This window comes from Chloroflexota bacterium (assembly GCA_034717495.1).
Taxonomy (GTDB): domain Bacteria; phylum Chloroflexota; class Anaerolineae; order JAAEKA01; family JAAEKA01; genus JAYELL01.
The window spans coordinates 207888-214385 of sequence record JAYELL010000038.1; the positions used below are offsets into that span (position 1 = coordinate 207888).

14 protein-coding genes are annotated in these 6498 nt (G+C 56.1%); all 14 read right to left on the minus strand.

Annotation, left to right across the window (positions count from 1 at the left end; all coding sequences use genetic code 11):
* Positions 1–32: 32 nt before the first annotated feature.
* Positions 33–386, minus strand: coding sequence for a 50S ribosomal protein L24 (gene rplX / locus U9R25_07980; GenBank protein ID MEA3335836.1), 354 nt, complete (start codon positions 384–386; stop codon positions 33–35).
* Positions 386–754 carry a 50S ribosomal protein L14 gene (gene rplN, locus U9R25_07985; GenBank protein MEA3335837.1) on the minus strand — a complete coding sequence of 123 codons (369 nt, stop codon included), beginning with the start codon at positions 752–754 and terminating at the stop codon, positions 386–388. Before rplN ends, rplX begins: the two co-directional genes overlap by 1 nt.
* A gap of 81 nt (positions 755–835) precedes the next feature.
* A complete protein-coding gene (gene rpsQ, locus U9R25_07990) occupies positions 836–1090 on the minus strand; it encodes a 30S ribosomal protein S17 (GenBank protein ID MEA3335838.1) in 255 nt (84 codons plus the stop codon).
* Complete coding sequence (rpmC, locus tag U9R25_07995) at positions 1074–1304, minus strand: 50S ribosomal protein L29 (GenBank protein ID MEA3335839.1); 231 nt, start codon at positions 1302–1304, stop codon at positions 1074–1076. Before rpmC ends, rpsQ begins: the two co-directional genes overlap by 17 nt.
* A gap of 2 nt (positions 1305–1306) precedes the next feature.
* Complete coding sequence (rplP, locus tag U9R25_08000) at positions 1307–1729, minus strand: 50S ribosomal protein L16 (GenBank protein MEA3335840.1); 423 nt, start codon at positions 1727–1729, stop codon at positions 1307–1309.
* Positions 1730–1841: 112 nt separating this feature from the next.
* Positions 1842–2492 (minus strand): 30S ribosomal protein S3, encoded by a 651-nt coding sequence (gene rpsC, locus U9R25_08005; protein ID MEA3335841.1) that lies wholly within the window; start codon positions 2490–2492, stop codon positions 1842–1844.
* 20 nt (positions 2493–2512) lie between these two features.
* Complete coding sequence (gene rplV / locus U9R25_08010; protein ID MEA3335842.1) at positions 2513–2869, minus strand: 50S ribosomal protein L22; 357 nt, start codon at positions 2867–2869, stop codon at positions 2513–2515.
* A gap of 89 nt (positions 2870–2958) precedes the next feature.
* Positions 2959–3249 (minus strand): 30S ribosomal protein S19, encoded by a 291-nt coding sequence (rpsS, locus tag U9R25_08015; protein ID MEA3335843.1) that lies wholly within the window; start codon positions 3247–3249, stop codon positions 2959–2961.
* 73 nt (positions 3250–3322) lie between these two features.
* Positions 3323–4162: a 50S ribosomal protein L2 gene (gene rplB, locus U9R25_08020; protein MEA3335844.1), complete on the minus strand. Its 840-nt coding sequence runs from the start codon at positions 4160–4162 to the stop codon at positions 3323–3325.
* Positions 4163–4217: 55 nt separating this feature from the next.
* Positions 4218–4508, minus strand: a complete 291-nt coding sequence (gene rplW / locus U9R25_08025) for a 50S ribosomal protein L23 (protein ID MEA3335845.1) — start codon at positions 4506–4508, stop codon at positions 4218–4220.
* 19 nt (positions 4509–4527) lie between these two features.
* Positions 4528–5148, minus strand: a complete 621-nt coding sequence (gene rplD, locus U9R25_08030; protein MEA3335846.1) for a 50S ribosomal protein L4 — start codon at positions 5146–5148, stop codon at positions 4528–4530.
* 5 nt (positions 5149–5153) lie between these two features.
* Positions 5154–5789, minus strand: coding sequence for a 50S ribosomal protein L3 (gene rplC, locus U9R25_08035; protein MEA3335847.1), 636 nt, complete (start codon positions 5787–5789; stop codon positions 5154–5156).
* Between the two features lie 150 nt (positions 5790–5939).
* Entirely contained in the window at positions 5940–6248 is a 309-nt protein-coding gene (gene rpsJ, locus U9R25_08040; GenBank protein ID MEA3335848.1) for a 30S ribosomal protein S10, read from the minus strand.
* A gap of 125 nt (positions 6249–6373) precedes the next feature.
* The coding region (gene tuf / locus U9R25_08045; protein MEA3335849.1) for an elongation factor Tu at positions 6374–6498 on the minus strand (125 nt) is incomplete at its 5' end.

The following is a 6498-nucleotide window of genomic DNA, read 5'->3' on the forward strand; positions in this document are numbered from 1 at the left end:
TGGTCAAATTTCGTTGGTTCCCAGACGTTGCGTCAGTCCATCGTCTCTCCGCACTTCTTGCAGAGGCGCGCCTTGCTGCCGTCTCCCAAGACCTCATAGCCAATTCGAGTTGGCGTATTGCACCGGGGACAAACCAGCATGATATTGCTAACATGGATTGGCGCCTCGCGCTCGATTCTGCCGGTCTGGGTTCGAACGCTGCCAGTACGACGCTGGTGTTTTATGATCATGTTGACGCCGGCGACAACCAGCCGGTCACGGCTGGGATCAGGCTGCCCTGACTCGCGTCCACCGCGACGACCCCGCAAGACACGTTGGACCTGGCCCCGTTCTCCTTTGTTCTCACCTCTGATGACTTCAACGGTATCGCCTGTTCGAATTTTCATTAGAGTACCTCCGGGGCCAGCGATACGATCTTCATGTAGCCCAGCTCGCGCAATTCACGGGCCACAGGTCCGAAAATTCGGGTGCCCGTTGGATTCCTGTGATCATCGATAATCACAGCGGCATTGTCGTCGAAGCGAATGTGACTGCCATCGGGCCGGCCATATTCCTTTGCTGTTCGCACGATTACTGCTCTGACGATGTCACCTTTTTTGACGGAGCTATGAGGGGCGGCTTGTTTGACGGTGGCGACGATAACATCCCCGACGCTGCCGTAGCGACGCCTGGATCCGCCTCGCACCTGAATGCACAGCAGCTCTTTCGCACCTGAATTGTCGGCTACCGAGAGCCGGCTCTCTTGCTGAATCATCGCAAATTCTCCTCAACACGAACACTCGATCTCGCTGGCAATCCTGCCTCAGCCTGGCATAGGATGCACACCGAGGGCACACTAGCTCCGGGATTTCTCCATGATTTCTTCCACTACCCAGCGCTTGCGCCGACTCATGGGGCGCGATTCGATGATGCGCACTGTATCGCCAATGGCGCACTGGTTGTTCTCGTCATGGGCCATAAAACGTCGATGGTTCCGAATCACCTTCCGGTAAACCGGATGTCGGGATACCTGTGTCACCTCGACAACCACGGTCTTGTCCATCTTATCGCTTGTCACCCTGCCGACCAATTGTTTACGCTGTTCGCGCATGCTCTTCCTCCTCGGCATACAACGTGGCAAGCTCCCGTTCCCTGATAATCGTCTTGTAACGGGCAATATTCTGACGAACCTGGGCAAGACGAGAGGTGTTCTTCAACTGGCCTGTGTGTCTTTGAAATCGCAGGTTAAACAGTTCTTCGTATGCCTCATCCAACTGTTGGCCTATCTCAGGTGTGGTCAGGTTTCGAATCTCGTACGCCTGCATCGTTATTGTTCTCCCGTCATCTCACGCGTGATGAATTGTGTGCGAATCGGCAGCTTGAAGGAGGCAAGTCGTATTGCCTCACGGGCTGTCTGTTCGTCTACGCCCGCAACTTCGAACAACACACGTCCAGGGCGGACCACCGCAACCCAATGATCCACAGCGCCTTTTCCGCTACCCATGCGGGTTTCGGCCGCCTTGGCAGTGACCGGCTTGTCTGGAAAAATCTTGATCCAGACCTTGCCACCACGGCGCATATGACGAACGATCGCCCGTCGAGCAGCTTCGATTTGGCGTGAGGTTATCCAGGCTGGCTCAAGCGCTTGCATGCCAAAATCGCCCTGATTGACGGTATTGCCACGCGAGCTCAAGCCTCTCATTCGCCCACGAAACTGTTTTCTGTATTTCGATCTCTTCGGCATCAACATTGTACCGTTCTCCTACCTATCAACCCGGCAGCCATTCCCAGTCCGGCTGGCGACTGCACGTCAATATTTATTGGTCGCCGAATTCTCGCCGGCGCTACGGTTTGGAAACGCCCTAGCCAGCGACAGCTGCTTTCTGGGGCAAAATCTCGCCTTTGTAGATCCAGACCTTAACGCCGATGCGACCGAATGTGGTCAGCGCCTCTGCTGTCGCATAATCGATGTCCGCGCGCAGGGTATGGCGGGGTACCCGTCCTTCACGCTGGGTGTCCCGGCGAGCCATCTCAGAGCCCGATAATCGACCGGCGCAGGTAATCATGATCCCCTCGGCTCCCTGGCGCATTGCCCGGGTAATCGCCTGGCGCATGGCGCGCTTGTGGGAGATTCTGCGTTCGAGCTGGTCCGCGATACTCTCAGCAACCAGATAGGCGTCGATTTCAGGTCGGGCGATCTCGGAAACGTCAATTTTGACGCGCTTGCCCGTTAGCTCCTGAAGTTTTGTACGCAACTCGTTGACTTTCGAGCCCTTGCGACCAATAATAATACCAGGCTTCGCCGTGTGAATCCACACGTGCACGTAGTTAGGCTGTCGCTCGATCTCGATGGACGAGATCGCTGCGCGCTCCATGTCTCCACGGATAAACTTGCGGATCTTGCGATCTTCTTCCAATAAGTCCGTGTAGCGCTCTTTAGTTGCGAACCAGCGGGCATTCCAATCTTTGATTACGCCGAGGCGAAAGCCATATGGATGTACTTTGCGGCCCAAGATGTCCTCCTTGAGACTCTCTACTGTGGATATTCTTCCAGGACTACGGTGATATGCGAGGATCGTTTCAGAATGGGCTTGAAGCGTCCCCGAGCGCCGAAGCGGCGCCATTTTCGAGTTGGGGCTTCATCAGCGTAAATTTCGGTGATCCACATGTCCTCACGTGCCAGACCCTCGTTTTGCTCAGCATTAGCCAGCGCTGAGGCGACCGCCTTGTAGACTTCAGCGGCAGCTGCCTGCGTCATGAAGCTCAAGGTAACCAGCGCATCCTCCGCTCTCATGCCGCGAACCTGGTCGATGACCAGACGAACTTTTTGGGCAGACATGGCGACATATTTCCGCTGTGCGCGTACTTCTATCAGATTCTCTGTACTCATAGGTCAGCTCTCAAATCTCTCAGAGCCAGGGTTTCCGCCAACAGAGATTATGCTGCTTTTCTCTTGACCGAAACCCGGGCGCTTCTGGATTATCTCTCCACTACCCGCCGCGCCGTTCTCTCTCTTGAAATGTGGCCGCGGAAAAAGCGGGTTGGTGCAAACTCGCCAAGCTTATGGCCCACCATGTTCTCGGAGATGTAAACGGGCACATGGCGCCTGCCATCGTGGACGGCGATCGTGTGTCCGACCATCTGCGGGAAAACCGTTGATGAACGGGACCACGTCTTGATGATCCGCTTCTGTCCCGAGCGGTTCATCTCCTCGATCTTCTTCAGAAGCTTTGGGTCAATGTATGGACCCTTTTTTACAGATCTAGACATATCTTGGCCTCGTAATTTCTAGTGGCACCGGCTTTTCGAAAAAATGCGGGAAACACTCGGCGCCTGATCGCCATCACTTGCCGCGGCGTTTTCCGCGACGGCGTACGATATACTTGCTGGTCGACTTGTTACGACGGGTCTTGTAGCCCAGGGTTGGTTTACCCCAGGGCGTCTTGGGCCCGGGCATCCCGATCGGAGAGCGGCCTTCGCCACCACCATGGGGATGTGATGCCGGGTCCATAGCAACACCCCGAACCTCGGGGCGCCAGCCCATCCAGCGCTTACGGCCGGCCTTGCCAAGCTTGATATTGGCGTGGTCGGTATTGCCAACCTGGCCGATGGTTGCCAAACAGTTCATGTGAACCTTGCGCATCTCGCCGCTGGGCATACGCAGCGTTGCATAGCTGCCTTCCTTAGCCATCAACTGGGCCGATGTACCTGCTGACCGGGCGATCTGCCCGCCGCGGCCAGGTTGTAGCTCGATGTTGTGAACCACGGTGCCCAACGGGATGCGGAAAAGGGGCAATGCATTGCCAACTCTCAGCTCAGCTTTTGGGCCAGATTCAACCTGATCGCCGACGTTCAAGCCAAGGGGTGCCAGGATATATCGTTTGGCGCCATCGGCGTAGACCAAAAGTGCAATGCGAGCTGTCCGGTTCGGATCATATTCGATCGATGCCACACGGGCAGGCACGTCGAACTTGTCTCGCTTGAAATCGATGATGCGGTACAGTCGTTTGTGACCGCCGCCGTGATGGCGAACGGTGATTCTTCCTTGGTTGTTGCGCCCTGCCCTTCGGTTAAGGGGCTCGACCAGCGATCGTTCCGGACGAGTCTTGGTGATCTCGTCAAATGTCAGAACGCTCATGCCTCGACGGCCGGGCGACGTGGGTTTAAAGACCCGAATACCCATCGCAAACTCCTCACTCAGTCTTGGACACACCTGGTACGTGTGTCGCGTTTCCTGATTAAACGCCCTCAACCCAGGTGATGCTATCGCCGTCGGCCAGCGTCACGATGGCCTTTTTCCACGCCGGTCTCTTAATGACAAGGCGACGGCCACGGCGCCCGATTCGAGCGGGCATATTTATGACGCGGACCTTCTTGACGGTAACATCGAAAGAGCTTTGAACAGCATCCTTGATGACCAGTTTATTGGCACGACGATCAACCTCGAACGAATATTGGTTATCGTAGTCAACCTGAACGGCCGTCTTTTCGGTCATTAATGGCCGGCGAAGTACTTCTTTTGCGTGCATCGTATCCCTCGTGTTCTAATCAACCCAGAATCCGCTCTATCTCGGTCAAGGCATCGGGCGTCACAATCACTGTATGGTACCCCAGCAGATCGCGCACGTTGACGTAGCCAGCTCGCAAAGTTTTTACGTCAGGCAGATTGCGAACGGAACGCTCGATACCTTCGTTTTGCTCCTGCAACAGGATGAGCACGCTTTCCTGCAGGTCCAGCCTGTCCAGGAAGTTGATCATCTCCCTGGTCTTGGGTGTTTCCATGTTCAGTGCATCGACAACAATCAGTTGATCAGCGCCTGCCTTCACGGAAAGGGCCGATCGCATGGCCTGCCTGCGCATCTTGCGGGGCATTTTTTTGCGATAGGACCGAGGTTTTGGTCCGAAAACCGCGCCACCACCGCGCCATTGGGGCGATCGAATGCTACCGTGCCGGGCTCGCCCGGTGCCTTTTTGACGCCAGGGCTTGCGGCCTCCACCCCGAACTTCGCTGCGCACTTTGGTTTTGTGCGTGCCCTGGCGGGCATTGGCAAGCTGCCGCACGAGTGCCTGGTGCATCACCGAGCGATTGACCGGAGCCGCAAAGATTTCATCCTTCAACTCGATCTCGCCTACGGTCTTCCCGTTTATGTCATGAATCGCTACTAACATTTCGCCTACCCTTGCTTTCTGGCCTCGCGGATCATCACCAAGCCACCCTTGGGACCAGGAATGCCACCCTGCACCACAAGCATTTCTCGCTCGGCGTCGACACGGACAACGGTCAGACTCTGGACCGTCACACGGCGATTGCCCATATGACCTGGCATCCGGTGGCCCTTGAACGTCCGACCTGGCGTGGAACCGGCACCTGCTGCTCCGGGCGCACGCTCACGGTCCGACTGACCGTGAGTCTTGGGCTGGCGGTTGAAACCATGGCGCTTGATGCCGCCCTGAAAACCGCGGCCCTTGGAGGTCCCGGTGACATCGACCAACTCACCAACGGCAAAGATGTCCGCGCTGAGTTTCTGACCAACCTCGTAGCCGTCCACCTCTTCGTCCTTCACGCGCAGTTCGCGCAGGTGGCGCACCGGAGGAACCTCGTGTTTCTTCAGGTGTTGGAGTTCGCCCTTGCTGAGGCTTTTTGTCTTTGTTTCTCCAAAACCGATCTGGATGGCCGTGTACCCATCACCCTCTTTTGTCTTTTTCTGGGTGATGTAGCAGGGACCGACCTCAATCACAGTCGCGGGCACAACAATACCTTCATCATAGACCTGCGTCATGCCGATTTTCCGGCCCAGTATACCTTTCATAAGTGCTCATCCTTCTAAGGGACTGTCGGCTCTGGGCGAACCTCATCATCCCTAACAGTGAATGTTATTCGGACTTGCCGCGAAAACCCCGCAACGGCCCACCCATGGCAGGAGAACCAGCGGGAGTCCACGACCCGGTCAGCGGACTGCCTACAGCTTGATCTCGATGTCCACGCCCGCAGGCAGGTGGAGCCGCATCAGGCTGTCAATTGTCTTGCTGCTCGGTTCCAGGATATCGATCAGTCGCTTGTGGGTGCGAATCTCGAATTGTTCACGCGAGTCTTTGTCGATGAAAGTACTGCGCATCACGGTGAACTTTTCAATCCGCGTCGGCAATGGCACGGGCCCGACGATGTGAGCGCCGGTGCGTTCTGCGGCGTCCACGATCTGCCTGACGGAGTTATCAAGAACTCGATGATCGTATGCTTTTAGCTTGATGCGTAACGGCTTTTTGGCCATATCTCTTCCTAAACAATGGCTTGAACCAGGGGAGAGAGCCTCTTATCCAGAACCATTTGCTGTCTGGACAGCCAGCTCTCTCCGTTTCGTTCGAGAAATTCACACTCTATCGATTTTCGATGGTTTTACTCGATGACCTTGGTGATGACACCAGAGCCGACGGTGCGGCCACCCTCGCGGATGGCGAAGCGGGAGCCGGCCTCCATGGCAACAGGCACGATGAGCTCAACACCGAGGTTGACGTAGTCAC

Bases quoted from the DNA above. Each gene is read 5' to 3' on its own strand.
- rplX (MEA3335836.1), bottom strand. From the start codon at position 386: ATGAAAATTCGAACAGGCGATACCGTTGAAGTCATCAGAGGTGAGAAC.
- rplN (MEA3335837.1), bottom strand. From the start codon at position 754: ATGATTCAGCAAGAGAGCCGGCTCTCGGTAGCCGACAATTCAGGTGCG.
- rpsQ (MEA3335838.1), bottom strand. From the start codon at position 1,090: ATGCGCGAACAGCGTAAACAATTGGTCGGCAGGGTGACAAGCGATAAG.
- rpmC (MEA3335839.1), bottom strand. From the start codon at position 1,304: ATGCAGGCGTACGAGATTCGAAACCTGACCACACCTGAGATAGGCCAA.
- rplP (MEA3335840.1), bottom strand. From the start codon at position 1,729: ATGTTGATGCCGAAGAGATCGAAATACAGAAAACAGTTTCGTGGGCGA.
- rplV (MEA3335842.1), bottom strand. From the start codon at position 2,869: ATGAGTACAGAGAATCTGATAGAAGTACGCGCACAGCGGAAATATGTC.
- rpsS (MEA3335843.1), bottom strand. From the start codon at position 3,249: ATGTCTAGATCTGTAAAAAAGGGTCCATACATTGACCCAAAGCTTCTG.
- rplB (MEA3335844.1), bottom strand. From the start codon at position 4,162: ATGGGTATTCGGGTCTTTAAACCCACGTCGCCCGGCCGTCGAGGCATG.
- rplW (MEA3335845.1), bottom strand. From the start codon at position 4,508: ATGCACGCAAAAGAAGTACTTCGCCGGCCATTAATGACCGAAAAGACG.
- rplD (MEA3335846.1), bottom strand. From the start codon at position 5,148: ATGTTAGTAGCGATTCATGACATAAACGGGAAGACCGTAGGCGAGATC.
- rplC (MEA3335847.1), bottom strand. From the start codon at position 5,789: ATGAAAGGTATACTGGGCCGGAAAATCGGCATGACGCAGGTCTATGAT.
- rpsJ (MEA3335848.1), bottom strand. From the start codon at position 6,248: ATGGCCAAAAAGCCGTTACGCATCAAGCTAAAAGCATACGATCATCGA.